A 26,414-nucleotide genomic window follows, 5' to 3' on the forward strand; every position below is an offset into this window, starting at 1 on the left:
GCCCGCCTTCGAGCCGATGTCCGAAACGCCGCAGACCGCTCCATCGGGTTCGGAACGGGACCATACCAGCGGTTCCAGCCGTCCCCCGGCCATCGTCATCCTGGATTTCGGTTCCCAGTACTCCGAGCTGATCGCCCGCCGGGTGCGGGAAACGGAGGTGTTCTCCCTGGTGATGGGCTACGCCACCACCGCCGCTGAGCTGAAGGCCCTGGCCCCGAAGGGGATCATCCTCAGCGGCGGTCCCAGTTCCGTCTACGAGGAGGGGGCCCCCTCCTGCGACCCCGCCCTGTGGGGGCTGGGCATCCCGGTGCTGGGTGTTTGCTATGGCATGCAGCTGATGGTTCAGCAGCTGGGCGGATCGGTGGTGGCGGCCGGCCGGGCCGAATACGGCAAGGCGCCGCTCCACGTCGACGACCCGGTCGATCTGCTCACCAATGTCGCCAGTGGCTCGACGATGTGGATGAGCCACGGCGATTCGGTGGAGGCCCTGCCGGAGGGGTTCGTGCGGCTGGCCCACACCGACAACACCCCCGAGGCCGCGGTCGCCGACCACGACCGCCGCCTGTACGGGGTGCAGTTCCACCCCGAGGTGGTGCACTCCACCGGCGGCATGGTGATGATCCGCAATTTTGTTTATCACATCTGCGGCTGCACCCCCGACTGGACCACGGCCGCCTTCATCGACGAGGCCATCGGCGAGGTGCGTGCCCAGGTGGGCGAGAAGCGGGTGCTGCTGGCCCTCTCGGGCGGGGTCGATTCCTCCACCCTGGCCTTCCTGCTGCACCAGGCGATCGGTGATCGCCTCACCTGCATGTTCATCGACCAGGGCTTCATGCGCAAAGGTGAGCCGGAGTTCCTGATGGACTTCTTCGATCACCAGTTCCACATCAACGTGGAATACATCAACGCCCGTGAGCGCTTCATCTCCAAACTCGCCGGCATCACCGACCCCGAGGAGAAGCGCAAGATCATTGGCACCGAGTTCATCCGGGTGTTTGAAGAGGAAAGCCGCCGCCTCGGCCCCTTCGACTATCTGGCCCAGGGCACCCTCTATCCGGACGTGATCGAATCGGCCGGCACCAACCTGGACCCCAAGACCGGCGAGCGGGTGGCCGTGAAGATCAAGAGCCACCACAACGTGGGCGGCCTGCCCAAGGATCTGCAGTTCAAGCTGGTCGAGCCGCTGCGCCGCCTGTTCAAGGATGAGGTGCGCAAGGTGGGACGCAGCCTGGGCCTGCCCCAGGAGATCGTCGGACGCCACCCGTTCCCGGGCCCCGGCCTGGCGATCCGCATCCTGGGGGAGGTCAGCGACGACAAGCTCGACATCCTGCGGGATGCCGACCTGATCGTGCGCGAGGAGGTGCGCGACGCCGGCCTCTACGACGAAATCTGGCAGGCCTTCGCCGTGCTGCTGCCGGTGCGCAGCGTCGGGGTGATGGGCGACAAGCGCACCTACGCCTATCCGATCGTGCTGCGCTGCGTCTCCTCCGAGGACGGCATGACCGCCGACTGGTCGCGGCTGCCCTACGACCTGCTGGAGCTGATCTCCAACCGGATCGTCAACGAGGTGCGGGGCGTGAACCGGGTGGTGCTCGACATCACCAGCAAGCCCCCCGGCACGATCGAGTGGGAGTAGGCGGGTCCCCAGGCTGGCCCCCGGGCGCCAACTTCGATAACGTCGGCTCCCGGCCTTTGCTCCGTGCCTTCCGTCTCCCCCGTCGTCGCTGGCAGCCCTGCCGGGGCTGAGCACGACCCCCAGCTGCACCGCCGCCTACAGCAGGACAGCATCCTGCTGGCCGGCAAGACCATCTTCCTCAATCCCTTCCTCTACTGGCGTCGTTTCGATGCCAACACCGACCGCTGGCTGCGGGAGCCGGGCCAGCTGCCGGAGGAGCAGATCCGCAGCAACCGCCTGCGCTTCTATCCCGAACTCGACTGGGAGGGTCTCGATCCGGCCGACCTGGCAGTGAAGGAAGGGGCGGTGGAGATGTTTCTCAAGAGCCTGGAGCTGATCAGCACCTTCAACCCCGACCTCAGCGCCGGCCACCTGCTGGAGGTGGAACGCAAGATGGCGGTCACCAAGAAAAAGGCCTTCGAGCGCTGGGTGGCCCGGGCCCTCGAGCGGCGCGGTAAGGAAAGCCTGCGGGAGCGGCGCCGCTTCGACCGTGACCGCCTGTTGCGCGGCTGGATGGAGTGGCTTTCCCTGGAGGGCACCCGCCAGGCCCTGCTGCCCTTCAGCGTCCTGCTGGTGTTGGCCGTCGCCGCAGGCTGGTGGCTCGGCAGCACCCGCTTCTGCGGCCAGGTGATCGTCGCTCCCGGGGTGCAGCGTCCGGCCCCCTGAAGCGGGCCGTTCCGCACGTCAGACTGGAAAGCCCCGTCCCGTTGGCGACGACATGGCTGCCGATCCTCTTGATGCCCTGCGTCTCGCCCTGATGCAGGACGTGCTGCCGGTGGGGCTGGCGGTGGTGGAGCGGGCCCGCAAGGGGGGTGCGGCCGAGGTGCTCGCTGCCTTCGACGGCACCACTGCCGATCCCCTCGGCCAGTTGCGCCAGGAGGGCGAACCGGCGGCCAGCGAGGTGCGGGAGAATCTCGATCGCTTCCAACCCGGCCTGGGCAACCCGGTGATGAAGGTGGAGGTGCGCGATGTTGACGCCGAGGACGCTCAGGTCGTGAGCGGGCCCGAGGCGGGCCCGGCCTCCTGGGCGACCCCACCAACGCCTACCCCGGCGGACCCGGCCGAACTGCTGGCGGCCCTGGGGCGCATCGAGGCGCGGTTGGCCCTGCTCCAGAGCCGGCTCGCCTGATGGTGCGCGCTGCCGGCGGCGGGGTCGGCCCCTCCACCACCCGCCACACCGGGACAGGCCATCAGGCCGCCCTCCTGTTCACCGTGATGCTGCTGATCCTGGCGGCCATCCTCGGCCGGCTCGCCTGGCTCCAGCTGCTGCATGGGGCCGAGAACCGGGCCATGGCCGATGAGAACCGGATCCGCCTGTTGCCGCGCAACCCCGTGCGGGGGAGGCTGCTGGACCGCAAGGGCCGGGTGCTGGCCACCAATCGCCTCACCTACAACCTCTACCTCCAGCCCCTTCAGGTCGACGACCGCCGCTGGCCCGAGCTGCGCGACCGGCTCGCCACCCTGCTGGCTCTGCCCGCCGACCGGCTCGAGGCCCAGCGCAAGAGCGGCGCCAACGCCGAAGGCTTCCGGATCCCCCTGGCCCTCGCGCTGACACCGGTGCAGGTGCTGCGCTTCCGGGAGCAGGCCGGATCCCTGCAGGGGGCGGAGGTGTCCGAAGACGTGCTGCGGGCCTATCCCGACGGCAGCCTGGGGGCCCATGTGATGGGCTACACCAGCAGCATCACCGAGGAGGAGTACGCCGCCCTCAGGGATCACGGCTACCGCATCAGCGATCGCATCGGCCGCAGCGGGCTGGAGAAGATCTACGAAACCCACCTGCGTGGTGAGTGGGGCGGCCAGCAGCTGGAGGTCAATGCCGAGGGCCAGGTGCAGCGCGTCTTGGGGGACAAGCCCGCCAAGGCCGGCAAGGATCTGCGCCTCACTCTCGATCTCGACCTGCAGCGGGCGGCGGAGAAGGCCCTCGACGGGGTGCGCAAGGGGGCGATCGTGGCGATGGATCCCCAGACCGGTGCCGTGCGGGCCATGGCCAGCCGGCCCAACTTCAATCCCAACATCTTTTCTGACGGCCCCACCACGGCCCAGTGGAACAGCCTCAACCGGCCGGAGGCGCCGATGCTGAACCGGGCCTTCCAGGGCTTCCCGCCGGCCAGCACCTTCAAGGTCATCACCACGATCGCCGGCATCGAGTCTGGCAAGCTCAATGAAACATCCACCGTGCCGACGGTGGGCTCCTTCTGCTACTACGGCCAATGTTATGCCGACCACGGCTCCTTCGGCAGCATCGGCTTCCCCTTCGCCCTTGGGGTGAGCAGCAACAGCTTTTTTTACAAGGTGGGGCTGATGGTCGGCCCCGAAGAGATGTTCAAGGCGGCCCGCCGCCTGGGCTTCGGCAGCCGCACCGGCAGCGAGCTGGCCGCCGAGGAATCCCCCGGGCTGCTGGGGGACCGGGCCTGGAAGAAGGAGGTGCTCGGCGAACCCTGGACGCCGGTCGACACGATCACCTCTTCGATCGGCCAGGGCGCGGTGACCGTCACCCCGCTGCAGATGGCCCGGCTCTACGCGGCGGTGGCCAACGGCGGCTGGCTGGTGACCCCCCACCTGGTGGAACGCGAGTATCCCCGCCAATGGCTGGGGCTGAAGCCGGCCACCCTGCGGGTGCTGCATGACGGCCTGCGCCAGGCGGTCACCACCGGCACGGCCACCATCCTCAACGACCCCAGCCTGCCGCCCGTGGCCGGCAAGACCGGTACCGCCGAGGATCCACCCCGCCCCGACCACGCCTGGTTCGGTGGCTATGCCCCGGCCACCGGCAAGCCCACCCTGGTGATCGTGGCCTTCGGCGAGAACTCCGGTGGTTACGGCGGCACGGTGGCGGCACCGATGGTGAAGGCCCTGATGAGCGTCTGGTTCCGGGGGGTGAAGCCGCCGGCGCCGCTCAAGCCGGGATGAGCACCTGGCGGTAGTAGCCCTGAAGCTGGGCCGTGGCGCTGGGCCAGCCCCAGCGTTCGGCCTCCTCGCGGGCGGCCAGGCGCAGCTGGCGGCGGGCCGCCGGGTCCCCGAGCAGTCGTTCGACGGCCGTCGGCAGGCTGGCGGGCTGATCGGGGTCGTACAGGCAGCCGTTGACGCCGTCACTGACGATGTCGGGGATGCCGCCCCGGTTGGCCCCCACCACCGGGCAACCGGCGGCCATGGCCTCCAGCAGCACCAGGCCGAGGGTTTCGGTGCTCGACGGGAACAGGAAGGCATCGCCACTGGCATAGGCCGAGGCCAGCTCCTCACCGGCCAGATAGCCCACGAAGGTGGTGGCGGTGCCTTCGAAATGGCGCTCCAGCTGCTGGCGGTGGGGACCGTCTCCCACCAGGGCCAGGCGGGTCTGGGGCATGGCGTCCAGCACCGGCCGGATCCGGTCGATCTGCTTTTCCGCCGAGAGCCGGCCGATGTAGAGCAGCAGATGGCCGGTGTCGTCGTGGCTGCCGTGGAGCCGCTGGCGCATGGCGGCGGAGGCCAGTTCGGGGCGGAACAGGTCGGTGTCGACGCCGCGCTGCCACAGGGCCGTGTGCTGGATGCCCCTGGAGGCCAGCTCCTCCACCATGGCGGTGGAGGTGCAGAGATTGAGCTGGGCCTGGTTGTGGGCGGCCTTGAGCAGTTCCCAAAGCAGGGGCTCCAGCATCCCCATGCCGTAATGCTCCAGGTACTTGGGCAGGTGGGTGTGGTAACTGGCCACCAGCGGCAGACCACGGCTGCGGGCCAGCCAGATGCCCCCCAGGCCGAGCACGGCGGGGTTCACCACGTGGACCAGATCGGGAGCGAAGCGATCCAGGGCCTCGGAGACCGCCGGCCGCGGCAGGGCCAGCTTCAGTTCGGGATAAAGCGGCAGGGGCATCGCCGGTACCCCCACCACCCGGGCCCCCATGTACGACTCGGGGGCCCCTTCGGGGCAGAAGATCAGCACCTCATCGCCGGCCGCCACCAGCTGCTGCACTGTCTTGGTGAGCCGCGTGACGATGCCATCGACCTTCGGCAGGAAGGTTTCGGTGAAAAAGGCGATCTTCACAGGCGGGTGATCAGGCGAAGGCCTTGATCGCTTCGGCTTGGCGCTGGGTCCAGGCTGACAGGCAGGGGATCTTGGAGCGGTCGCAGCGGTCGGCCCAGCGGCGGGCCACGTCCACCACCTCAACCAGGAGGCCGTCATCGAGGGTGGTGGGCTTGAGGCCCAGCTCAATGAAGCAGCGGTTGTCGACGATCAGATCGTTCTCGATCGCCTCCTTGCGGGGGTTGGGCAGGTAGTTGATCTCGGCGTCGGTGAGGGCGGCCACCTTGCGGGCCAGTTCGCCCACCTGGTGGCTCTCGGTCATCTGGTTGAAGATCTTCACCTTCTCGCCGGGCTCGGGGGGGTGCTCCAGGGCCAGCTGGACGCAGCGCACCGAATCGCGGATGTGGATGAAGGCCCGCGTCTGGCCGCCGGTGCCATGGACGGTGAGGGGATAGCCGATCGCGGCCTGCATCAGGAAGCGGTTCAGCACGGTGCCGTAGTCGCCGTCGTAGTCGAAGCGGTTGGTGAGCCGCGGATCCCGCTCGGTGAGGTCGGTGTTGGTGCCCCAGACGATGCCCTGATGCAGGTCGGTCACCCGGATCGCGTCGTTCTTGTTGTAGTAGAAAAACAGCAGCTGATCCAGGGTCTTCGTCATGTGATAGATGCTGCCCGGATCCGTGGGGTGCAGGATCTTCTCGGTGAAGCAGGTGCCGTCGGGCTGGGGCACCTCCACGGTGAGGTAGCCCTCTGGGATCGTGGCACCGCGGTGGGACCCGTAGCCGTAGACGCCCATGGTGCCGAGGTGCACGATGTGGACGTCAAGGCCGCTGTCGACGATGGCCGCCAGCAGGTTGTGGGTGCCGTTGACGTTGTTGTCAACGGTGTAGCGCTTGGTGGCGCTGCTCTTCATCGAGTAGGGGGCGGCCCGCTGCTCGGCGAAGTGGACGATGGCCGAGGGGCGCTCGCTGCGCAGCAGCGCCAGCAGCCGGTCGTACTCCGCGGCGATGTCGAGATGCACAAAGCGCATCGTGCGGCCACCCACCTGGTCCCAGGCCCGCAGGCGGTCCTGGATGGTCGCGATCGGCGTCAGCGACTCGACGCCCAGATCAATGTCGATCTTTCGTCGACTGAGGTTGTCGACGATGACGACGTCATGTCCGGCTTCGGCCAGGTTCACGGCACAGGGCCAACCACAGAAGCCGTCGCCGCCGAGAACGAGAACCTTCACCCCAGACTCCTGAACGAGCAATTGCTCAGACGGGCAAGCTACTACAGGCCTCAGAGGCCCCTCCAGCCTCAGCTGATGCCGGCGGCCACCGCCACCATCACGGTCACCAGCACGAGGCCGCCGATCAGCAGCATCCTGTTGGCGCCGTTGGGCTCTCCCTGCTCCTGGAGCACCATGCGGGGCTCCTTGGCAAAGGCATTCAGCTTGCCGCCGTCTTCTTCGGTGACCTGCATGGCTGGGGGATCGGGTTGCGGCAAACCCTATGGAGGGCTGCCTTGATCGCTCCGATCGTCAATGGATCGTCACACGCCCTTCCAGTGGGGAACTGGCCCTGGCGTCGACCCGCTGCGGCAGCCGGCCCGCCAGCAGGGCGGTGCGACCGGCTTCGGTGGCCAGGGCCATGGCCCTCGCCATCGCCGGGGGATCCCCCGCCAGGGCGATGGCGCTGTTGATCAGCAGGGCATCGGCGCCCATCTCCATCGCCTGGGCGGCTTCGCTGGGCACCCCGAGGCCCGCATCCACCACCACCGGGACGCTGGCGTTTTCGATGATCAGGGCAATGTTGGCGGCGTTGCGGATGCCCTGGCCCGAGCCGATCGGCGAGCCCAGCGGCATCACCGTGGCGCAGCCGGCCTCCTCCAGCCGCTTGGCCAGCAGGGGATCGGCGTTGATGTAGGGCAGCACCACGAAGCCCTCCTTGACCAGCTGTTCAGCGGCCTCAAGGGTGCCGAAGGGATCGGGGAGCAGATGGCGGGAATCGGGGATCACCTCCAACTTGACGAAGTTGTTGTCCTCCTGGCCCGCCAGCCGCGCCAGCTCCCGGCCCAGCCGGGCCACCCGCACCGCCTCCTCGGCGGTGGCGCAACCGGCCGTGTTGGGCAACATCCAGATCCGGCTCCAGTCGATCGCTTCCATCAGGCCGCCGTGGCCCGGGGCCCCGCTCTGGACCCTTCGGACCGCCACCGTGACGATCTCGCAGCCGCTGGCCTCCAGGCTGGCCTGCATCGCCTCCAGGCTCGGGTACTTGCCGGTGCCGGTCATCAGACGGCTGCGGAAGCGGCGGCCGGCGATCACCAACTCGTCGTGGGAGGGGGAGGGGGAGATGGCGGTCAAGGTCGGAGACGGGCGGCGGATGGGCGCATCCCGATTAGTCTGCCCTTTGCCTCCGAGACCCATCCCATGCCGGTGCCCCTGGCCGCTGTGCCCCTGCTGCTTGCCGTCAGCCCGGTGCTTGCCGCCAGCCCCCTGGCCGCCGATGGGTTCGTGCCCTTCACCCCGCCCTCGATGCAGGCGATCGACCAGGAGGGCGGTGACCGTGGTGGTGAGGTCGAGACCTTCGATCCGATCGCCCGGGCCCGCCTGATCGCTGAGCAGATGCCCCGTCGCTGGACCGGCCGCTACCAGTCCTTCAGCGGCGGTCCGGCCGTGCCTGTCCAGCTGCGGATCGATGGGGCCACACCGATGGGTCAGATGGTCGACCTGCGCGGTGCGATGGCCATCGGTGGGGTCGAGTCGCCCGTGCAGGGGAACCTCAACGCCAAGTCAGACCAGCTCGACCTGCTGCTGCTGGGGGATCCCCTCGGCGGCGCCCTGGAGCCCGGTGGCGCCTTTCAGAGCGTGCAGGGTCTGTCCCTGAGCGGCTGGCGGGCGCCGCGCCTCACAACCCCTGGTGGGCGCCTGCAATTGATTCCGGAAACAACGGCCACCACCACTCCGTCGGGTCAGCCTGCACCGGTGCGCGGCCTCTGGTGAGGCGCGCCCCTCGGTGAAATGGCCAGGAGGGCGTCAGGAAGCCTTGCCGCCGGGCTCCTGGCCACTGCGGCGTTCCAGGATCGAGAGACGCTTGCGGGCCGTTTTGTTGGAGGCCTCCAGCTGCAGCACCTGTTCGTAGAGGCTGCGGGCTTCGTCCGGTTTGGCCTGTTTCTCCAGGGCGAAAGCCAGATTGTTGATCGCTACCGGGTAGTCGGCCTTGGCCCGCAGCGCGGCCCGGTAGTGACGGACAGCCGCGGCGTACTTGGTCTGGGCCGCCAAGGTGAAACCGAGGGCGTTCTCCATCAGGGCCCGGGCCTCAGCGGGGGCCTTCTCGGCGTCGGCCAGCTTCAGGGCCTGCTTGAGGTTGACCTGCGCCTCGCTGTACAGACGTTTGCGCAGCTGAACCGACGCCAGCTCATAGAGGGTGGTGGCATCCCTGGGGGGGCTGCTGGCCTTGTCGTTGCCCCCCAGCCGGGCCATGGCGAGCTCGTCGCGCCGCACCCGCAGGATCTGGCGCCCGACCACAACGGCGGCGATGCCCAGCAAGGCGATCAGGCCCAGCAGGTAGGCCTGGGGCAGCAGGTCGTTCATCGGGGCCGGCCGGGTGGTCGCAGCTGGGAGGACGGCGTCAGTGGCCTGCCGCGGTGGCCACGGCGGTGAAGCTGGAGGGATCAGCAACGGCCAGCTGGGCCAGCATCTTGCGGTTGAGGCGCACGTCGGCACGCTTGAGGCCGCCGATCAGCTTGCTGTAGCTGAGGCCGTTCATGCGGGCCGCAGCGTTGATCCGGGCGATCCAGAGCCGGCGGAAATCACGCTTGCGGCGGCGACGGTCGCGGTAGGCGTTGCAGAGGGCCTTCATGACCCGCTGGTTGGCGGTGCGGAACAGGCTGCCGTTGCCCCCCTGGAAGCCGCGGGCGAGGCGAAGGATCTTGTTGCGGCGTTTGCGGGCGACGTTGCCCCTCTTGACGCGGGCCATGGGAGGTGATCTCTGGGTGGAAAAACAGGAAAGCAGAAGCTCCTGAAGGAGCTCAACCGGACTCAGCCGGCGTAGGGCAGCATCCGGGCCACGTTGTCGTGGTCGCGATCGTCAACCACAGCCATGGTCCCCAGATAGCGCTTGCGCTTGGGGCTCTTGTGGTCGAGCAGGTGGTTGAGGAAGGCACGCCGGCGCATGAACTTGCCGGTGCCGGTGGCCTTGAACCGCTTCGCGGCCGCTTTGCGGGTCTTGAGCTTCGGCATCTCGGTAGGCGCAGGCACAAAGAAGCACACTACGACGCGGGTGTACCCCCCTCCAACCCCTGCCGTGCCGATGTCGCTGCGTCCCCCTGTTCTGCCCAGGCTGCTGCTGGTGATGGTGCTCCTGTTCCCGGCCGGCTGCCGGGCCGACCAGGGGCCGCTCGCCCCGCCACCTCTCCCCACCGCGGGCGCCACCGCTCCGGACGCGCCTGCCCCTGAGCCCTCCGCCCCGATGCACTGGCCGGTGGCCCGGCCGGCCCCGTTGACGGCGGCGAACCCGGTGCTGTGGGTGGCCCTGGCGGCACGGCTGGGTCCGGTGCCGGCTGAGGCCAAGGCGGCCCAACCCCTGCGGCTACGCAGTAACAGCGGCTTGCTCACCCTGATCGATGCCACTGGGCAGCGCTTCCAGTCCCCCGAGCTGGTGCTGCACTGGCGCCGCGAGGGCCTGGCCCAGCCCACGCCACTGCGGCGCCGCGTGCTGGGACCGTTCGCCAGCTTCGAGAGCGCCGAGCAGGCGGCCGGGCTCTGGCGCGCCGCGGGGGTGGAGGCCGCGATCGCCAGGCCCCGCGACTGGGAGGTGTGGGCTCCGGCCGGGGCACCCGAGCCCGCCTCGCTTCCCGACGGCGTGCGGCTGACCGGCTTCGAGCGGACGGTCGCCGAGCGGGTCGGGTTGGAGCTGCGCCGGGCCCAGGGGGTGGTGCCCCTGGTTGGCCCGATCAGGATCGAGGCCCCCGGGGGCCTGCTCTGGAAGCAGGGGGCCTACACCGGCCCTTTCCAGCTGCTGGCCGATGCGCACGGAGGCTGGAGCCTGGTGGAGCAGGTGCCCCTGGAGCGCTATCTGGAGGGCGTGGTTCCCCACGAGATCGGTGCCGGGGTGCCGGCGGCGGCCCTTGAGGCCCAGGCCGTGCTGGCGCGCACCTGGGCGGTGCGCAACCAGCACCGCTTCGTGGTGGACGGCTACCACCTCTGCGCCGACACCCAGTGCCAGGTGTACAGCGATCCCCGCCACGCCGGCGCCGCCGTACGCCAGGCCATCGCCGCCACCCGGCTGGCCGTGCTGATCGGCGCCGATGGGCCCATCCACGCCGTTTACCACGCCAGCAACGGAGGCGTCAGCGCCGCCTTCCAGGAGGCCTGGAGCGGTGCGCCGGTCCCGTACCTGAACGCCTTCCCCGACGGGCCCGCCTCCTTCCAGGCCCGGTTCCCCGTGCCCCTGGCCGCGGCGGCCCTGCCGGTGCTGCTGCGGGACGGGCAGGCGGCCTGGGGGGCCGACCATCCCGTGTTCCGCTGGCAGCGGCAGCTCACGGCCGCCCAGATCGCCGCCGCCCTGGGGCCGGAGCGGGGGGTGGGGCGGCCCACGGCCCTGAAGGTGCTGGCCCGCGGCCCCAGCGGCCGGGTGCTGGCCCTGGAGGTGCAGGGAACGGAGGGCCGCACCGTGTTGCGGCTGGATGCCATCCGCCGCACCCTGCGCACCTTGCCCAGCACCCTGTTCACCCTGCAGCCGGCGGGAGCGGGGGTCTGGCAGCTGGTCGGCGGGGGCTTCGGCCATGGGGCCGGTCTCTCCCAGGCGGGAGCGATCGATCTGGCCGGCCGCGGCTGGAGCACGCGCCGGATCCTGGCGCACTATTACCCCGGCACCACGTTGCAGCCCCTCGGTGCCGGCGCCGATTCCCCTTAGAGTCACAACCTGGATGAGGACCACCATGGCTGCCGGCGGCAGTGACAGCGATCGCCGCCGTGCCAAGGCGGCCCTGTTCCTCGCCTGCTGTGGCCTGGTCGGCATCGCCCCCCACTGGCTGCCCCCCGGCCGCAGCCTGGTGCCGGCGATCACCCTGGCCACCCTTCTGGGGGGCTACAGCCTGCGCACCGTTCTGCTTCAGGCCTTCCGGCGTGGCAGCAACGACACGCCCCAGCCGGACCTCTCTTTTTCTGCCGTTGGGTCGGCCGCGCCGCCGTCAGCCGTCGACGTGGTGGTGGCCGCGCGCGACGAGCAGGCGGTGATCGCCCGCCTGGTGGAGCGCATCGCCGCCCTGCGCTGGCCCGAGGGCCAGCTGACCCTCTGGGTGGTGGATGACGGCAGTGACGACCGCACCCCTGAACTGCTGGCCGAGCTCCAGGGGCGCCACCCCTTCCTGCGGGTGTTGCGCCGCTCCAGGGAGGCGGGGGGCGGCAAGTCAGGGGCCCTGAATCTGGTGCTCCAGCAATTGTCTGGCCGCTGGATGCTGGTGCTCGACGCCGATGCCGATCTGCAGTCTGATGTGCTTGAGCGCCTGGTTCCCTGGGCCGAGGCCGGTGGCTGGGCGGCGGTGCAGCTGCGCAAGGCGGTGGCCAATGCCCAGACCAACCTGCTCACCAGCGCCCAGGCGATGGAGATGGCCTTCGACGCCATGATTCAGGAGGGGCGTCTGGCCAACGGCGGGGTGGCCGAACTGCGGGGCAATGGCCAGTTGCTCTCCCGGGAGGCGCTGCTGAAAGTCGGTGGCTTCAACGAGGACACCGTGACCGACGACCTCGACCTCAGCTTCCGCTTCCTGCTCGAGGGCCTGCCGATCGGCGTGCTGTGGGATCCCCCGGTGCAGGAGGAGGCGGTGCTGACGCTGCCGGCCCTGTGGCGCCAGCGCCAGCGCTGGGCCGAGGGCGGGCTGCAGCGCTTCTTCGACTACGGCCCCGGCCTGGTCTCCAACCGGCTTGGTTTCAGCCAGAAGCTCGATCTCACCTGCTTCTTTCTGCTCCAGTACGTGCTGCCGGTGGTGGCCAGTGCCGATCTGCTCGCCACCGTGCTCACCCGCACGGCCCCCACCATGTGGCCGTTTTCGATCGTGGCCCTGGCCCTCTCGGGCCTGGCGATCGCCACGGGCTGCCGGAGGCCGTCGGAGGGGCCGCCCCTGCCGGCGATGAACCCCTTCAGCGCGGGCCTGGGCATCCTCTACCTGGTCCACTGGTTCGTGGTGATCCCCTGGGTGACGCTGAAGATGGCCCTGCTGCCCAAGCGCCTTGTTTGGGTGAAGACGCTTCACCTTGGCGCTGAGCAAGCGGAGCCCAACCCGCTTGAGGGAGCATCCGAAGATCCTGATGGCCAGACGGAGCTTGTTTCCGAGGCTGGTTGAGCAGAGTGGTGAGGCGCCTTTTACCTTGAGATCGAATGGCTTTCCTGTCGGGGCGACATTCATCAAGAGGGTTCTGATGTCAGGTGTTGATGTTTCCGTCGTCATTCCATACTTTAACGCAAAGGACTTTGTTGGAGAGGCGATCAGATCTGTCCAGTGCTCGCATGACTTATCAGTTGAGGTGGTTGTTGTTGATGACGGCTCAACGGATGGATCATGGGAAGAGCTGGTTCGACTGCGTGAGGCCGAGTTCCCTTCCCTGGTAATTCTTTCTCACCCAGGGCGAATCAACTTGGGAGTGAGCTCATCCAGGTATCTTGGACTCTGTGCTTCCAAAGGGCGATACCTGGCATTTCTTGACGCCGACGATGTCTTTACGCCGGACAAGATTGACGTCCAGGTCAAGCTATTGAATGATCGACCTGGAGTCGTGCTCTGCCATACAGGAGTTTACGTTATGGGAGATGCGAGTAGAAGTGCATTCTTTGAGTCTTGCTTCTCTCGAAATCCCGCCCGGCCCTATAAATTTCGCTCCCTGGATGACTACTTGATTAGAAACAACATCTGCAACTCTTCGGTCCTTGTTCGCTCTTCATCGCTCAAGGAAATCCCCTTCGCCTATGTTCAGTTGGCTCAGTATGAGGACTGGTTGTGTTGGTCGTTGCTTGCGGCGAAGGGTCTTTTTCTTTATCTTGACAAGCCACTTGTCGGCTACCGTGTCCACGGTAGTGCTTCGACGGCGTCGATAGAAAAGGGCAAGCTCCCGCATCTCTATGCATTGCTTGAGTACAAGATTGTCTTACTGACCCGTTCGGAATCGGCGCTCCATTCCTGTCGCGTTCTATGCTCTCTTTTTGAGACGATTCGACTGCTGATGGTGGAGTACTTGTGGGATCCGATCGGAGCGGCAGGAAAGTCTCCGAAGATCCGCAAAAACCTCCTCGTCTGGATCCTCCTTGGAGGCGCAAAAGTGTTTCGCCAATTCCGGGTTCGGCGCTAGCCTCTCCACACCACTTGAGACCCTATTCGTACGTCCATGGATCAGGGGACATCTTCGAAGTCTTCAATCACTTCACCGCCGAAAAAGTCTGCAAGGGTGCGGGCCTTCTCGTGCAAAGGTGAGCGGGGATGGACACCAGAGGGCGGTCCGGCCCTGGTCACGTCTCGCTTGATTTCCTTGGAGACAGGATCACTGGCCTGCTCCCGGGGAGTGATGGAGACGGCTGGAAGTCCGCCAGTCTCAAGGCGAGGGCCGGGCAGGCTCCCCTCGGGCTGCTCGCCTCCCCTCTGATCGGAGGGTGGGGGCTTTTGCCGGTCCATGGGGACTGGAACCGTCGGCAGTGGCTGTGGCGTTCCTTCTGACCCCCCGGCCTCCAGCGACAGCTGCCGCGGGCTCCCCAGGGCACTGGCCACCGCTTTCTCCAGCAGGGGCAGGCGGCTCTGAACCATGGCCATCCAGGTGCCGGCCACGCGCACCACCGCCCGACGCTCGTCAAGCCGCAGCAGCTGGGCCTGCTGGGACAGGAGCATCCGTGTGGAAGGCAGTTCCAGGCTGGCCAGAATCTGTTGCCACAGTTCCGGCAGGTTCTGGGTCGTGGTCTGCTCCGGCTCGGGGGCCGCCACGTCCACTGCAGCCATCGGTGCGGTGGCGATCGCTGAGGTCGCTGGCACGGGGTCGACGGTGCGGACAGGCCGCGGCACCTCAGCGCAGGCCTGACCCGTGCCGGCTGGTGCGGCGGCCACGGTGGCCGGCTCGGCCAGCAACCCCAGCAGCAGCACCTCCAGCCACAGGCGCGGCTGAACACTGTGGCGCAGTTGCTGCTCGCTGCCCTTGAGCTGCGACTGCCACCCGAGCAGGCGTGCCTTGCCGATCCGGCGCGCCACCTCGGGCAGCTTCGCTCGCAGCTCCGGGGACACGCTGGTGAGCTCCAGCCGGTCCGGCGCCACCCCCGCCAGCAGCAGGTCGCGCAGCAGGCTGACCAGGCCCTGGAGCACGGCGGCAGGTTCCCGCCCCCGATCCAGCAGTTCGCGGCAGCCCTCCACCACCTGCAGGGGATCGGCTGCGGCCATGGCGATGGCCAGCCGCAGCAGCTCCTGATCCGGCACCGCCCCCAGCAGGTCCCAGACCGCGGCGGCGGCGATCGGCGCCGGCAGCAGGCTCAGCTGGTCGAGCAGGCTTTCAGCGTCCCGCAGACCCCCCTGGGAGCGCTGGGCCACCAGGTGCAGGGCCTCCGGGGTGATGCCGATGGACTCTTCGGCGGCGATCCAGTGCAGGTGACCCTCCAGGGCCTCCAGGGGGATACGACGGAAATCGAAGCGCTGGCAGCGGCTCAGAATGGTGGGCAGCACCCGCTGGGGATCGGTGGTGGCGAGCACGAAAACCACCCGCGGCGGCGGTTCCTCCAGGGTCTTGAGCAGGGCGTTGAAGGCGGCGGTGGAGAGCATGTGGCACTCGTCCACCACGTAGACCTTCCAGCGGGCCTGCACCGGAGCGAAGCGAGAGCGTTCGATCAGCTCGCGGATGTTGTCGACGCCGGTGTTGGAGGCGGCATCGATCTCGATCACATCAAGGGCATTGCCGGCGGCGATGTCGGTGCACAGCTGGCAGCGTCCGCAGGGCTGCGGCGTTGGGGCTGGGCTGGCCAGGCAGTTGAGCGAACGGGCCAGGATCCGGGCGCTCGAGGTCTTGCCGGTGCCCCGCGGGCCACTGAATAGATAGGCCGGGGCGATGCGGTTCTGGAGCAGGGCCTGGCTGAGGGTGTCGGCGACAGCCTTCTGGCCCACCAGCTGGTCGAAACGCTGGGGCCGGTACTTGTGATGAAGGGGCTCGTAGGCCTGGACCATGCACCCTGCCCTGACCGGATCAGGAGCCTAAGGCGGGCCGCCGTCGGCTGGATCAGGGCCCGCGGGCTCCAGCAGGCGCTGCAGCCGCTCTTCCATCTCCTCCACCGCCGCCAGCTGGTCGGCCAGGCGCTGCCCGGCCAGGCGCAGTTGCTCAAAGCCCTCGGAGCCCGTCGAGATCGCCCCGGTGCCTTCGCCCCAGCGCCGCTCGGCCCGGGCCAGCTCCTCCTCCAGGCGTGCCTGCAGCCACAGCCGCAGGCCATCGAGCTGCTCCAGGCTGAGCCTGGCCAGTTCCCGGCCCCGGGCCAGTTGCTCGGGGTCCAGCCCTGTGGCCAGGGTCTCAGCGAGGGACTGGCCCTGGCGCAGCAGCACCCGGGCCCCGGTGAGCACGGCGGCCGGCACGAACTGGCCCAGGGCCAGGGCCCCGAGGCTGCCGGTGTGCAACCAGTCCTCCACCTGGGCGCTGCGGTGCCGGCCGGTCTTGCACCAGTGGGCGAAGTGCTCGCAGTTGTTGAACAGCAGGTTGTAGCGCTGCTCGCCGATGCGGCCCATGGCCCGGCGCAGGGTGACCCCCACCGGCGAACACTCCCCTTCGGGATAGGTCACGGCGGTGATGGGTTCACCGCGGCTGAAATCCTGCAAAGGACTGCGCAGGATCTCCCGGCCCTCCAGGTAATGCGCCACGGTGCCGTCCCCCAGGTCAATGCCGTGGTGCAAGAACAGGCCGTGCTGGCGAGGGGCCTGCAGGTGATCGGCGGCGGCCAAGGCGCGGCAACGACGGACTCTTCAGCTTCGCGCTGCCGCGGTGGCCCCATGGGTTGGGCCCGGGTACGGATGGCCGCTCGGTGTCCTCAGGCCGTCGCCTGTTCGCCCCGGTGGCCGTCGAGGTCGGCGGCGGCACTGATCGGCAGCACCTTGGCCTTGCTGCGTTGCTCCACCAGCTCGCGGGTGATGGTGAAGGTCTGCACATCGCGGCGGGAGGGCAGGTCGTACATGACGTCGAGCATCAATTCCTCGACGATGCCCCGCAGGGCCCGGGCGCCGGTCTTGCGACGATGGGCTTCGGCGGCGATGGCCTCGACAGCGCCCTGCTCGAACTCGAGCCGCACGTTGTCCATACTGAGCAGGGTCTGAAACTGTTTGACCAGGGCGTCCCGCGGTTCGGTGAGGATCGCCTCCAGGGCGCTGGTGTCGAGGGGTTCGAGCACCGCGCTCACCGGCAAGCGGCCGATGAACTCCGGAATCAGGCCGTAGCGCACCAGATCCTCCGGTTCGAGGTGGCGCATCACGTCGCTGGACTGCTTGTCCTTGCCGGTGCGCACGCGGCTGCGGCCATCGGTGGGCAGGAAGCCGATCGCGTTGCGGCCCATCCGCTTCTGGACCAGGTCGTCCAGTCCCACAAAGGCGCCGCCACAGATGAACAGCACCTGGCTGGTGTCGATCTGGATGCAGTCCTGGTAGGGGTGCTTGCGCCCCCCCTGGGGGGGCACGTTGGCGACGGTGCCCTCCAGCATCTTGAGCAGGGCCTGCTGCACCCCCTCACCGGACACGTCGCGGGTGATCGAGGGGTTTTCGCTCTTGCGGGCGATCTTGTCGATCTCGTCGATGTAGATGATGCCCCGCTGGGCCTGTTCGACATCCAGATCCGCCTTCTGGAGCAGGCGCAACAGGATGTTCTCGACGTCCTCGCCCACGTAGCCCGCTTCGGTCAGGGTGGTGGCATCGGCCACGGCGAAGGGCACATCGAGCATCTCCGCCAGGGACTGGGCCAGGAGGGTTTTGCCGCAGCCGGTGGGCCCGATCAGCAGGATGTTCGATTTGTGCAGGCGGGTGGCGGTCTGGTCCGTCTCGCCCTTGCCGTCCCCCTGCCAGGCCAGGCGCTTGTAGTGGTTGTAGACGGCTACGGCGAGCACCTTTTTGGCCTCCTCCTGACCCACGACCTGCTGGTCGAGGAAGGTCTTGATCTCCTGGGGCCTGGGGATGGTGGCGAGAGTGGGGGCGGGCTTGGCCGATTTCTTCGCCGGGGCCTTGCGGCTGCCATCGGCCACGGGCCGGCCCGGGGGGCCATGGCCGTGGTGCTCGACGAGTTCCTCATCGAGGATCTCGTTGCAGAGATCAATGCACTCATCGCAGATGTAGACGCCAGGCCCGGCGATCAGTTTGCGCACCTGTTCCTGGGACTTGCCGCAGAAGGAGCACTTCAGATGGGCGTCGAACTTGGCCATCGGCGAGGAGGCGGCGGGAGCGGCGTTGGCCGCCCAGGAGGAGGCGGTGGAGGGGCGACGCCCTAGGGGACGGCAGGGGCTGGGGCGTCATCGACCACCCGGTCGATGAGTCCGTATTCAACCGCCTCCGCTGGGGAAAGGAAGTAGTCCCGGTCGGTATCTTCAGCGATCTTGTCGAGCGGCTGACCGGTGTGCTCGGCCATCAGCCCGTTGAGCGTGTCCTTCAGGAACAGGATCTCGCGGGCCTGGATCTCGATGTCGACGGCCTGGCCCTGGGCGCCCCCGAGGGGCTGGTGGATCATGATCCGGGCATTGGGCAGGGCCATGCGTTTGCCAGGGGCCCCGCCGGTGAGCAGGAAGGCCCCCATGCTGGCGGCCAGGCCATAACAGATGGTCACCACATCCGGCGCCACCTGCTGCATGGTGTCGTAGATGGCCAGGCCGGAGGTCACCGAACCGCCCGGTGAGTTGATGTAGATCTGAATGTCCTTCTCGGGATCCTCGGCTTCGAGGAACAGCAGCTGGGCCACCAGGGAATCGGCCACCTGGTCATCGATGCCGGTGCCGAGAAAGATGATGCGCTCGCGGAGAAGCCGCGAATAGATGTCGAAGGCCCGGTCGCCGCGGCCGGACTGCTCCACCACCGTGGGCAGAATCCCCGGAGCGGCTGTGGGGCCAGGCGTCGCCATGCCGTTCCATGGCAGGGGTCCCTGCCAGAGGTTGCTCACGGGATGGGGCCGTGTCCCCGACGGGCCGGCCAGGGCGGCAGGCAGCCAGTCGGGGATCAGGGGCGAGGGGGCGTCGATCACGCGGATTCGCTGGCGGACGGGGGGAGTGGCCTCAATCTATGGCTGGGCGCCTTCCTCTTGAGCCTTGCTGCCCCCGGCACCGGCGGCTCCCTGCTTCGGTTTTGCCACCCCCTTCGTCGCCGTCTTCGCCGCTTTGGGGGGCTCCTCGGTGGCGGGCTCCTCCGCGCCGGCTGCTTCCGACGCCTCTTCGGCCGCCGGGGCTTTGTCGGTGATCGTGCTGTTGGCCTCCAGCCACTCCAGCAACTTCTCCTTCAGCAGGTCCTCGGCCACGGCCAGCCGCAGCCGCTCCTGGTCGATCGAGGCGCTGTCGCTCAGGCCCTGGCGGATCTCGATCAGCTTGGCCTCCAGGTCGGCGGCGGCCACCTCGATCTTCTCGGCGGCGGCCAGCGCCTTGAGCGCCAGGGTGCGCCGCAGCCGCTGCTCGGCCTCAGGCCGGGAGGTGTCCATCAGGCTGCGCACCAGATCGGGGGTGAACAGCTTTTTGACATCCATGCCCTGCTGGGAGATCTGACCGGCCGTCTGCTCGATCAGGTTGCGCACCTCCTGCTGGATGAGGGTCTCGGGCAGCTCCACCTCCAGCTGCTCCACCAGCACTGTGAGCAGGGCTTCATGGCGGTTGGTCCGATGGCGGCGTTCGGCGTCCTCCCGCAGGCGCTGCTCCAGGTCGGCGCGGAGTTCGGCCAGGGTCGGCTTGTCGCTGGCCTGCTGGGCGAAGGCATCGTCGAGGGCGGGGAGCTCCCGGGTCTTGAGTTCCAGCAGGGTGATCGCGAACAGGGCGTCGCGGCCTGCCGCCTGCTCCTGGGGGTAGCTGTCGGGGAAGCGGCAGGTCACGTCGCGGCTGTCCCCGACGGCCATGCCGACGATGCCGGCCACGAAACCGGGGATCATGCGTCCCTCCTCCAGCTCCACTTCCATCCCCTCGCTGCTGCCACCTTCGATGGCCTCGCCGTTGTCGACGAAAGTGCCGCTGAAGGCGATCTGGGCCACGTCAGCGCCGGCAGCGGCCCGGTCCTCCACCGGCACCAGGGTGGCCAGCTGGCGGCGCGACTGTTCGATCAGCTCGTCGACACGGGCGGGGTCGAAGGGCACCGGTTCGGCTTCCGCGGTGAAGCCCTTCGTGCTGCGCAAGCTGGGAATGGGCTCCACGTCCATCTCCAGGGTGATGGTGAGCTCCTCGCCCGGGGTGAAGCGCTGCAGGACCAGTTCGAAGGCTTCGTTGAGTTCGGGCCGGCCGATGGCCTCAATGGCCTCCTGCTGCATCGCTTCCCGCACAACCGCCTCCACCAGGTCTTCCAGCGCGGTGGCGCGGATCCGCAGCGGTCCGATCTGCTGCAGCAGCACTGGCCGCGGTACCCGTCCCTTGCGGAAACCAGGCAGTTTCACGCTGCGGCTCAGTTTCTCCAGGGCAGCGTCGTAGCTCTTCTGGCTGCGCCCCGCGGGCACGGCGACCTCCACGGCCAGGCGGCTTCCGGGACGCGGGGAGGTGGTCACCCGGAGGTTGGTTTCGGTGCTGGCGGCAGGACTCATGAAACGGGTTCGCTCGGGGCAGCACCCCATCCTAGAAACTGACCGTTTTGGGCCCCTGCCACGTATTGTGCAATTGACGCAACGGCGCGCCCATATCCCCAACTGAACACTTCTTTCCGGCCCCAGGTCGGCGGTTTTGTTTCAGGGTCCCGTTTCCGCAGTCTCTTTTCTGACCCCTGTCCAGCCACCTGTTCCTTTCTCCCCGTTGACCGTCTCAGCGACCCTGACCTCCCCTCCGCGCCAGCTGCCTTCAAGGCCGTTGCGCATCGCCATCCTCGGCGCCACGGGTGCCGTGGGCCAGGAACTCCTGGCCCTGCTGCAGGAACGCGGCTTTCCGGTGGCCGAACTGGTGCCGCTGGCGTCCCCCCGCTCCGCCGGTCAGGAACTGGACTGGCAGGGCGAGCGGATCCGGGTGCAGCCGGTCGGCCCCGGGGCCTTTGAGGGCGTCGATCTGGTGTTGGCCTCGGCCGGTGGTTCGGTCTCCAGGCAGTGGGCCCCGGTCGCGGTGGCGGCCGGCGCCGTGGTGATCGACAACTCCAGCGCCTTCCGCATGGATCCGGCCGTGCCCCTGGTGGTGCCGGAGGTGAATCCCCAGGCCGCCTTCGCCCACAGCGGGATCATCGCCAATCCCAACTGCACCACGATCCTGCTGACCCTGGCCCTGGCGCCGCTGGCGGCCCGGCGCCCGATTCGCCGGGTGGTGCTCAGCACCTACCAGTCGGCCAGCGGGGCCGGCGCCCGGGCCATGGAGGAACTGCGCCAGCTGAGCCGCACCGTGCTCGATGGCGGCGAGCCGGTGAGCGCCGTGCTGCCCCATTCGCTGGCCTTCAACCTCTTCCTGCACAACTCGCCCCTGGAGCCCAGCGGCTACTGCGAGGAGGAGCTCAAGATGCTCCACGAAACCCGCAAGATCATGGGACTGCCGCAGCTGCGTCTGACGGCGACCTGCGTGCGGGTGCCGGTCCTGCGGGCCCATTCCGAAGCCGTCAACATTGAATTTGAGGAGCCCTTTCCCGTGGACGAGGCCCGCGCCCTGCTGGCGGCCGCCCCCGGCGTGGAGCTGATCGAGAACTTCGAGACCAACCGCTTCCCCATGCCCACCGACGTCACCGGCCGGGACGCGGTGGCCGTGGGCCGCATCCGCCAGGACCTCAGCGATCCCCGGGCCCTGGAGCTGTGGCTCTGCGGCGACCAGATCCGCAAGGGCGCGGCCCTCAATGCCATCCAGATCGCCGAACTGCTGCGTCAACCCCCTGTGGCAGCGGCGGGCTCGGGAGGTGGCGCTTGAGTACGGCCACCCTGCAGGCGCCGAGCACAGCCCCGTCGCCCGAGGCCCCCTTCGGCCGGGTGCTCACCGCCATGGTGACCCCGTTCCGGCAGGACGGTGCCGTCGATCTCGACCTGGCGGCACGGCTGGCGGATCACCTGGTCGGCCATGGATCCGATGGGCTGGTGCTGTGCGGCACCACAGGGGAATCTCCCACCCTCAGCTGGCAGGAGCAGCATGAGCTGTTCGCCGCCGTGAAGGGGGCGGTGGGGAGCCGCGCCAGCCTGCTGGCGGGCAGCGGCAGCAACTGCACCGCCGAGGCAGTGGAAGCCACCGGCGAGGCGGCCGCCCTCGGTGCTGATGGCGCCCTGGTGGTGGTGCCCTATTACAACAAGCCTCCCCAGGAGGGCCTGGAAGCCCATTTCCGGGCCGTGGCCCAGGCCGCACCGGAGTTGCCGCTGATGCTCTACAACATCCCCGGCCGCACCGGCTGCAGCCTGGCGCCGGACACCACCGCCCGCCTGCTGGATCAGGCCAATGTGGTGGCTTTCAAGGCCGCCAGCGGCAGCACCGAGGAGGTCAGCCGGCTGCGGGAGCTCTGCGGCGATCGCCTGGCGATCTACAGCGGTGATGACGCCCTCACCCTGCCGATGCTGGCCGTGGGCGCCGTGGGTGTGGTGAGCGTGGCCAGCCACCTGGTCGGCCCCAGGATCCGGGCCATGCTCCTGGCCCACCTGAGCGGCGACGTTGCCGCCGCCCTCGACGCGCACCAGCAGTTGCTGCCCCTGTGCCGGGCCCTCTTCTGCACCACCAACCCCATCCCCGTCAAAGCCGCCCTTGAGATCAGCGGCTGGCCGGTGGGTGCCCCCCGACTTCCCCTTCTTTCCGCCGATACCGACGTGCGACAGCGCCTTTCCTCGATCCTGGCCGCCCTGCGTCCTACCTGACGCCAAGGCTGATTTCCAGAGTCACATCCGCTCCCGCTTCCCGTTCCTTTCCACTACCCCAGTTCCTTCCTTACATGTCCAATCCAAACGTCAATCCCATTATCCGCTCCGGCAACGGCAACGGAACCAAGCCCAAGCACGAGGGTCTGCGCGTCATTCCCCTGGGCGGCCTGCATGAGATCGGCAAGAACACCTGCGTCTTCGAATACGGCGATGAGCTGATGCTCGTCGATGCCGGCCTCGCTTTCCCCAGCGATGGCATGCATGGTGTCAACGTGGTGATGCCCGACACCAGCTATCTGCGCGAGAACCAGAAGCGCATCCGCGGCATGGTGGTCACCCATGGCCACGAAGATCACATCGGCGGCATTCCCCACCATCTCAAGAACTTCAACATCCCCATCATCTACGGCCCCCGGCTGGCGATGTCGATGCTGCAGGGGAAGATGGAGGAGGCGGGCGTCACCGACCGCACCACGATCCAGACGGTGGGCCCGCGGGATGTGGTGCACGTCGGCCAGCACTTCAAGGTGGAGTTCATCCGCAACACCCACTCGATGGCCGACAGCTTCACGCTGGCCATCACCACGCCCGCCGGTGTGATCATCTTCACCGGTGACTTCAAGTTCGACCACACCCCTGTCGACGGCGAGACCTTCGATATCCAGCGCTTGGCCCATTACGGCGAGCAGGGTGTGCTGTGCCTGTTCAGCGATTCCACCAACGCCGAGATCCCTGGCTTCACACCGCCGGAGCGGTCCGTGTTCCCCAACTTGGATCGCCACATCAGCCAGGCGGAAGGCCGGGTCATCATCACCACTTTCGCCAGCTCGATTCATCGCGTTTCGATGATCCTGGAGCTTGCGATGAAGAACGGGCGCAAGGTGGGTCTGCTGGGCCGCTCGATGCTCAACGTGATCGCCAAGGCCCGGGAGCTCGGCTACATGCGTGCCCCCGATGAACTGTTCGTGCCCATCAAGCAGATCCGTGACCTGCCCGACCGCGAAACCCTGTTGCTGATGACCGGCAGCCAGGGCGAACCGCTGGCGGCCCTCAGCCGCATCTCCCGCGGCGAGCACCCCCAGGTGCAGGTGAAGTCCACTGACACGATCATCTTTTCGGCCAGCCCGATCCCCGGTAACACCATCTCGGTGGTGAACACCATCGACCGCCTCATGATGATGGGCGCCAAGGTCGTCTACGGCAAAGGCGAGGGCATCCATGTCTCCGGCCACGGCTGCCAGGAAGACCACAAGCTGATGCTGGCGCTGGCCAAGCCGAAATTCTTCGTGCCCGTGCATGGTGAGCACCGCATGCTCGTCTGCCATTCCAAGACGGCCCAGTCGATGGGGGTGCCGGCTGACCACATCCTGATCATCGACAACGGTGACGTGGTGGAGCTCACCCCCGACACCATCCACAAGGGCGAACCGGTCAAGGCCGGCATCGAACTGCTCGACGCCTCCCGAAACGGCATCGTTGATGCCCGGGTGCTCAAGGAACGCCAGCAGCTGGCCGAGGACGGTGTGATCACCCTGCTGGCGGTGATCACCACCGACGGCGTGATGGCGGCGCCGCCCCGGGTCAATCTGCGCGGTGTGGTCACCGCCGCCGATGCCCGCAAGCTCTCGGTCTGGGCCGAAAGGGAGATCACCTGGGTGCTGGAGAACCGCTGGAACCAGCTCGCCCGCAACACCGGTGGCAAGGCTCCGGATGTGGATTGGGTGGGCGTGCAACGGGAGGTGGAGGTGGGCCTGCAGCGCCGCCTGCGCCGCGAACTGCAGGTGGACCCGCTGATCATCTGCCTGGTGCAGCCCGCCCCTGCCGGCACGCCGGCCTACAAGGGCCGGGCCGATGCCGAGCCCGACACCCGTCCGGCGCCCCGCGGCGGCCGTCGGGAGGGGGGCGCGCGCCAGGCTCCTGCCGCCGTGCCCCAGCGCCAGCTGGTGACGGCCGCTGCTGCGGCGCCGGCGGCCACCATGGCGGCCCCGGCGCCAGCCGCCGCCGCGGTTGTTGTTACCAAGGCCCCTCCTGAGGAGCCGGAACCCACCGGTCGCGTCCGCCGCCGCCGCTCCGCAGCCCCTGCCGGCTGATCCGCCGATCGCCTCGGCTGGGGCCTCGGCCTCAGCCGATCTGGACCAGCATCAAGCCCCTGAGCAGGTCCTCATCGGCGATGTCCGCCGCCGTGGCGGCTGGGACCGGTTCCTTCCAGTCCAGTTCCACGTCCTCGGCCAGGGATGGATCGGCTTGGTGCAGCTCGATAAGTTCGGGCTCTTCCACCAACTCTGGAATCAGCGAGGGCTCGCTCCAGGGGGCGGCTGGCGTCGCAGCCGCAGGTTCCAGGAGGGGCTGGGTCTCGACAGCCTCGATGGGGGCTGGTACGGATAGCGTTGTTGCGGCCGTGAGCCAGGGGGCCGCCGGGCCTGGGACACCGCTGGTGGGGGCCTCAGTCGGGGCTGGCTCGGCGCGCGGTTCTTCGATGCCGCACTGGTTCAGTCCCTGCGCGGCGATCCTGGTGAGGGCGGCTTCGCTGCTCTGGGCCGCCACGGCTTTGTAGTACCCGGCAGCTGCGCTCTTGTCGGTACAGCCGTAGAGCTGGGTGTGCCCCAGCAGCAGCTGCAGCCGCATCTGCAGTCCCACCAGCTGGGGGTTGTCCGACTGCCGCAGCTGCAGCAGCAGTCCCTCCCCCTCCTGCAGCACCACGGCCCAGTTCTCCTTCGCGTAGGCCTGCTCGATCACCGCGTAGCGCTGGGCGGCTTCGTTGGCGGTGGTCTCAGCCATGGAGCACGTCATGGGTGCGGACCCACAGTGTGCTGCGATCCCAGTGCAGTTGCCATCCTCCAGGCAGATCCAGACAGCCCGGATCCCCTCCCCGGGCCAGCCGGCTGACCAGCCTGTCGAGGCTGGTGGCGCCCGGGGCGTTCCCCAGGTGCCGGTGCAGCCAGTGCTGCAGCAGCCGGCGCTGGCTGGCTGGGGCCAGGCTGGCCAGCCGCCGGCGTGGCAGCTGCCCGGGAGTCGCTTCGGCCTCCAGGGCCCCCAGGGCCAGCTCCAGCAGTTCTGCCTCCGCCTCGACCTGCTGCTCCAGCCGTTCCGCCTGGGCGCTGATCCGCCGGCTGGCTCCGGGGTGGAGGGCTTCCAGCACCGGCATCACCTCGGCGCGCAGCCGGTTGCGGGCGAAGCGCCGATCCGCGTTGCTGCTGTCCTCCCAGACGGGCAGGCGGCGCTCCCGGCAGAGACGGCCGGTGTCGGCGCGATCAAACACCAGCAGGGGGCGGGCCAGCTGCAAGGCGCCGGCCTCCGGCCCGAGGCGGCGACTGGCCCCGAGGCTGGCGAGGCCGCGCAGGTGGCTGCCGCGGGCCAGGTTGAGCAGCACCGTTTCGGCCCGGTCGCTGGCGGTGTGACCTGTGACCACATGGCTGCAGGGCCAGCGCTGCGCCGCCTTGGCCAGGCAGCCGTAGCGCCAGTCCCGGGCTGCCGCTTCGCTGCCCGGGACTGGATCGGCCCGATCAACAACCAGCTCCAGGCCCTGGCTGCGGGCCCACTGTAGCAGTTCATTGGCCTGGCGCGCGGCGTCGGGGCGCCAGCCGTGATCCCCGTGCCACAGCTGCAGCCGCCAGCCATGCAGAGGCTGCAGGTCGAGCAGGAGGGTGGTCAGGGCCATGGAGTCCTGCCCCCCCGACACGGCCAGCAGCAGGCGCTCCCCCGCCGGCAGCAGGGAGGGGCGCCGCAGCAGATGGCGGTGCAGGCGCGCCTGGTCGCGTCCCCAGGGCCGCCGCGGCTGGCTTGGGTCGGGTGGGAGAATCACG

Annotated in this window: 25 protein-coding genes; 11 read left to right on the plus strand and 14 right to left on the minus strand. The window is 68.5% G+C overall.

Annotated features, from left to right (window positions below; genetic code table 11):
- Positions 1 to 16: 16 nt before the first annotated feature.
- The 4 genes from guaA to mrdA all read left to right on the plus strand — a co-directional run bounded on the left by guaA (position 17) and on the right by mrdA (position 4,585).
- Positions 17 to 1,636 (plus strand): glutamine-hydrolyzing GMP synthase, encoded by a 1,620-nt coding sequence (gene guaA, locus KBZ33_RS11090; protein ID WP_254953107.1) that lies wholly within the window; start codon positions 17 to 19, stop codon positions 1,634 to 1,636.
- Between the two features lie 63 nt (positions 1,637 to 1,699).
- Entirely contained in the window at positions 1,700 to 2,341 is a 642-nt protein-coding gene (locus KBZ33_RS11095) for a hypothetical protein (protein WP_254953106.1), read from the plus strand.
- 52 nt (positions 2,342 to 2,393) lie between these two features.
- Positions 2,394 to 2,804: a hypothetical protein gene (locus KBZ33_RS11100; protein ID WP_254953105.1), complete on the plus strand. Its 411-nt coding sequence runs from the start codon at positions 2,394 to 2,396 to the stop codon at positions 2,802 to 2,804.
- The gene (gene mrdA, locus KBZ33_RS11105; protein ID WP_254953103.1) at positions 2,804 to 4,585 is read left to right on the plus strand and encodes a penicillin-binding protein 2; all 1,782 of its coding nucleotides are present in this window, start codon (positions 2,804 to 2,806) and stop codon (positions 4,583 to 4,585) included. The genes KBZ33_RS11100 and mrdA overlap by 1 nt, the downstream gene beginning before the upstream one ends.
- Here mrdA and KBZ33_RS11110 read toward each other — a convergent pair.
- The 4 genes from KBZ33_RS11110 to KBZ33_RS11125 all read right to left on the minus strand — a co-directional run bounded on the left by KBZ33_RS11110 (position 4,572) and on the right by KBZ33_RS11125 (position 8,001).
- Entirely contained in the window at positions 4,572 to 5,690 is a 1,119-nt protein-coding gene (locus KBZ33_RS11110) for a glycosyltransferase family 1 protein (protein WP_254953102.1), read from the minus strand. The genes mrdA and KBZ33_RS11110 overlap by 14 nt on opposite strands.
- A gap of 10 nt (positions 5,691 to 5,700) precedes the next feature.
- Positions 5,701 to 6,897 (minus strand): NAD-dependent epimerase/dehydratase family protein, encoded by a 1,197-nt coding sequence (locus tag KBZ33_RS11115; protein WP_254953101.1) that lies wholly within the window; start codon positions 6,895 to 6,897, stop codon positions 5,701 to 5,703.
- Positions 6,898 to 6,965: 68 nt separating this feature from the next.
- On the minus strand, positions 6,966 to 7,130 hold the full coding sequence (psb34, locus tag KBZ33_RS11120; RefSeq protein WP_254953099.1) for a photosystem II assembly protein Psb34: 165 nt from the start codon (positions 7,128 to 7,130) through the stop codon (positions 6,966 to 6,968).
- Positions 7,131 to 7,188: 58 nt separating this feature from the next.
- Complete coding sequence (locus KBZ33_RS11125) at positions 7,189 to 8,001, minus strand: thiazole synthase (RefSeq protein ID WP_396108391.1); 813 nt, start codon at positions 7,999 to 8,001, stop codon at positions 7,189 to 7,191.
- Between the two features lie 75 nt (positions 8,002 to 8,076).
- Here KBZ33_RS11125 and KBZ33_RS11130 point away from each other — a divergent pair, with 75 nt between their 5' ends.
- On the plus strand, positions 8,077 to 8,649 hold the full coding sequence (locus KBZ33_RS11130; RefSeq protein ID WP_254953096.1) for a hypothetical protein: 573 nt from the start codon (positions 8,077 to 8,079) through the stop codon (positions 8,647 to 8,649).
- Positions 8,650 to 8,682: 33 nt separating this feature from the next.
- Here the strand turns inward: KBZ33_RS11130 and KBZ33_RS11135 are convergent, their stop codons facing one another.
- The 3 genes from KBZ33_RS11135 to rpmI all read right to left on the minus strand — a co-directional run bounded on the left by KBZ33_RS11135 (position 8,683) and on the right by rpmI (position 9,888).
- A complete protein-coding gene (locus tag KBZ33_RS11135; RefSeq protein ID WP_254953095.1) occupies positions 8,683 to 9,240 on the minus strand; it encodes a tetratricopeptide repeat protein in 558 nt (185 codons plus the stop codon).
- A gap of 37 nt (positions 9,241 to 9,277) precedes the next feature.
- A complete protein-coding gene (gene rplT / locus KBZ33_RS11140) occupies positions 9,278 to 9,625 on the minus strand; it encodes a 50S ribosomal protein L20 (protein ID WP_254953094.1) in 348 nt (115 codons plus the stop codon).
- Between the two features lie 62 nt (positions 9,626 to 9,687).
- On the minus strand, positions 9,688 to 9,888 hold the full coding sequence (gene rpmI, locus KBZ33_RS11145) for a 50S ribosomal protein L35 (protein WP_015109851.1): 201 nt from the start codon (positions 9,886 to 9,888) through the stop codon (positions 9,688 to 9,690).
- 70 nt (positions 9,889 to 9,958) lie between these two features.
- On the opposite strand from rpmI, the gene KBZ33_RS11150 reads away from it, so the two are divergent.
- From KBZ33_RS11150 to KBZ33_RS11160, 3 genes are read left to right on the plus strand one after another with little or no spacing between them, the layout of a single operon-like run.
- Positions 9,959 to 11,563 (plus strand): SpoIID/LytB domain-containing protein, encoded by a 1,605-nt coding sequence (locus KBZ33_RS11150; RefSeq protein WP_254953144.1) that lies wholly within the window; start codon positions 9,959 to 9,961, stop codon positions 11,561 to 11,563.
- A gap of 25 nt (positions 11,564 to 11,588) precedes the next feature.
- Positions 11,589 to 12,992 carry a glycosyltransferase family 2 protein gene (locus tag KBZ33_RS11155; RefSeq protein ID WP_254953093.1) on the plus strand — a complete coding sequence of 468 codons (1,404 nt, stop codon included), beginning with the start codon at positions 11,589 to 11,591 and terminating at the stop codon, positions 12,990 to 12,992.
- The gene (locus KBZ33_RS11160; RefSeq protein WP_254953092.1) at positions 12,958 to 13,992 is read left to right on the plus strand and encodes a glycosyltransferase family A protein; all 1,035 of its coding nucleotides are present in this window, start codon (positions 12,958 to 12,960) and stop codon (positions 13,990 to 13,992) included. Before KBZ33_RS11155 ends, KBZ33_RS11160 begins: the two co-directional genes overlap by 35 nt.
- 41 nt (positions 13,993 to 14,033) lie before the next feature.
- On the opposite strand, the gene KBZ33_RS11165 is transcribed toward KBZ33_RS11160, so the two are convergent.
- From KBZ33_RS11165 to tig, 5 genes are all read right to left on the minus strand, one after another.
- Positions 14,034 to 15,836, minus strand: a complete 1,803-nt coding sequence (locus KBZ33_RS11165; protein WP_254953091.1) for a DNA polymerase III subunit gamma/tau — start codon at positions 15,834 to 15,836, stop codon at positions 14,034 to 14,036.
- A 27-nt stretch (positions 15,837 to 15,863) separates the two neighbouring features.
- Positions 15,864 to 16,598, minus strand: a complete 735-nt coding sequence (locus KBZ33_RS11170) for a lecithin retinol acyltransferase family protein (RefSeq protein ID WP_254953090.1) — start codon at positions 16,596 to 16,598, stop codon at positions 15,864 to 15,866.
- 86 nt (positions 16,599 to 16,684) lie between these two features.
- Positions 16,685 to 18,058, minus strand: coding sequence for an ATP-dependent protease ATP-binding subunit ClpX (clpX, locus tag KBZ33_RS11175; RefSeq protein ID WP_254953089.1), 1,374 nt, complete (start codon positions 18,056 to 18,058; stop codon positions 16,685 to 16,687).
- A 62-nt stretch (positions 18,059 to 18,120) separates the two neighbouring features.
- Positions 18,121 to 18,747 (minus strand): ATP-dependent Clp endopeptidase proteolytic subunit ClpP, encoded by a 627-nt coding sequence (gene clpP, locus KBZ33_RS11180; RefSeq protein WP_254953143.1) that lies wholly within the window; start codon positions 18,745 to 18,747, stop codon positions 18,121 to 18,123.
- A gap of 156 nt (positions 18,748 to 18,903) precedes the next feature.
- Positions 18,904 to 20,394, minus strand: coding sequence for a trigger factor (gene tig, locus KBZ33_RS11185; protein WP_254953087.1), 1,491 nt, complete (start codon positions 20,392 to 20,394; stop codon positions 18,904 to 18,906).
- A gap of 205 nt (positions 20,395 to 20,599) precedes the next feature.
- On the opposite strand from tig, the gene KBZ33_RS11190 reads away from it, so the two are divergent.
- The 3 genes from KBZ33_RS11190 (at position 20,600) to KBZ33_RS11200 (ending at position 24,701) form a co-directional block, all read left to right on the plus strand.
- Positions 20,600 to 21,682 carry an aspartate-semialdehyde dehydrogenase gene (locus KBZ33_RS11190; protein WP_254953086.1) on the plus strand — a complete coding sequence of 361 codons (1,083 nt, stop codon included), beginning with the start codon at positions 20,600 to 20,602 and terminating at the stop codon, positions 21,680 to 21,682.
- Positions 21,679 to 22,608, plus strand: a complete 930-nt coding sequence (gene dapA, locus KBZ33_RS11195) for a 4-hydroxy-tetrahydrodipicolinate synthase (RefSeq protein WP_254953083.1) — start codon at positions 21,679 to 21,681, stop codon at positions 22,606 to 22,608. Before KBZ33_RS11190 ends, dapA begins: the two co-directional genes overlap by 4 nt.
- A 74-nt stretch (positions 22,609 to 22,682) precedes the next feature.
- Positions 22,683 to 24,701, plus strand: a complete 2,019-nt coding sequence (locus KBZ33_RS11200; protein ID WP_254953081.1) for a ribonuclease J — start codon at positions 22,683 to 22,685, stop codon at positions 24,699 to 24,701.
- A gap of 31 nt (positions 24,702 to 24,732) precedes the next feature.
- Here the strand turns inward: KBZ33_RS11200 and KBZ33_RS11205 are convergent, their stop codons facing one another.
- Together KBZ33_RS11205 and tilS are read right to left on the minus strand one after the other, a co-directional pair.
- Positions 24,733 to 25,389 (minus strand): hypothetical protein, encoded by a 657-nt coding sequence (locus KBZ33_RS11205; protein WP_254953080.1) that lies wholly within the window; start codon positions 25,387 to 25,389, stop codon positions 24,733 to 24,735.
- Positions 25,382 to 26,413, minus strand: coding sequence for a tRNA lysidine(34) synthetase TilS (gene tilS / locus KBZ33_RS11210; protein ID WP_254953078.1), 1,032 nt, complete (start codon positions 26,411 to 26,413; stop codon positions 25,382 to 25,384). The genes KBZ33_RS11205 and tilS overlap by 8 nt, the downstream gene beginning before the upstream one ends.
- Position 26,414: the final 1 nt, after the last annotated feature.

It is taken from the genome of Cyanobium sp. Cruz-8D1 (genome assembly GCF_024345975.1).
Classification (GTDB): Bacteria; Cyanobacteriota; Cyanobacteriia; order PCC-6307; family Cyanobiaceae; genus Cyanobium.